Here is a 1,356-nt window from a genome sequence, read left to right on the forward strand (position 1 = left end):
CAAAAAACATCCCGTTAATACAGACAACATCCTCAGCAGCAATATGCCCAACCTACATCTTTCACTCTAGTCTTTCTCTCCTCCTTCTATTTGAATAGCCTCTCGGCATTCACCGAGGCAGATGGGACAAGGGATTCCTTGAACCATCAATCTTGTCATCCTCCTACTTCCATAGGAATAAAACACTTGACAAATTCCAAAACCCTCCAAAATCGCGAAAAGGGGTAAAAACTCATGCCCATCAAGCTAAGATTAAATAAAATTCCGTTAACTAGGTTTTTTTCTAAAGATCCAGTGTAAGTTTTTCAAAGATTTGCATACCAAATAAACCCTATCGGAGACTACTGCAAAACGAATACAGTTTATGTAAAAAGCAACCCAGTACCGAGTCGGTACTGGGTTTGTTGTATACTGGGAGAAAAGGGAAAGCGAGATGAGAGGATTTGCTGCAGCCAGCCAAACAATTAACCGCATCGTTTCATGCGGAGTTATATAAACTTGTACCTGAAAACCACCTGCTTCGCAAAATACATGCCACTGTAGATTTTGGATTTATTCATGAACTAGCAAAGCTTTCCTACTGTAAGTATTATGGCAGACCGGCAAACGAACCGGAATTACTGTTTCGTTTGTTGTTCTTACAGATCCTGTACAATCTCTCGGATGATCGAATCATACAGGAAGCTCAAGTAAATCCGGCATACAAATGGTTTATTGGGATCAATCCAGAAGACTCACTTCCAGATGCGTCACAGTAGTCACGGTTCCTAAATCACCGCTTGGGAGCCAGCCAAGTTGAAGATGTGCTGAAACATGTGGTTGGCCAATGCATGGAACAGGGATTGGTGAAAAGCAAATCCATCATTATGGACGCAACACACACGCAGGCAGGCAGCCAAAAGCAACGGCCGCTCGACGTATTGCGTGGTGCAGCCAAACGACTGTTTCGAGTTGTCACCAAACATCATCCCAAGCTGGAGAAGAAACTCCCTAAGCTACCATCCGTAAAAAGTGAGCAAGCGTGCCGAGCAATTCATGCTGGCCTATTTGGCGCAGCTTGGCCAGACGGTAGAGAAGCTCTTGCCGGATCATGAAGGTGCGGTGAGCGATAAACTTGGCATCGCTAAGCAGATTGTCGAGGACGAGCGGCTACTCTCACATAAGGGGATTCTCTCAGCCATCGACCCAGATGCGCGCTTCGGCTGGAAGAGCAGTTCCAAATCGTTTTTTGGGTACAAAGAACATATTGCAATGACGGAAGAAGAAATCATTACCGCCCTAGAGGTGACACCGGGAAGCACCGACGGTGGAGACAGTCGCTCTCTCGTGTATTACTTTGACGTCGAGAAGTGCAAG

The 1,356-nt window shown here is 45.6% G+C and carries 1 pseudogene; it reads left to right on the top strand.

Annotated elements, in window-relative coordinates:
• Window positions 1–443: 443 nt before the first annotated feature.
• A pseudogene (locus BBG47_RS27990) lies at window positions 444–1,356 on the top strand (transposase); the annotation flags it as partial.

The sequence above is a fragment of the Paenibacillus sp. KS1 genome (genome assembly GCF_001680695.1).
GTDB lineage: Bacteria > Bacillota > Bacilli > Paenibacillales > Paenibacillaceae > Paenibacillus_B > Paenibacillus_B suaedae.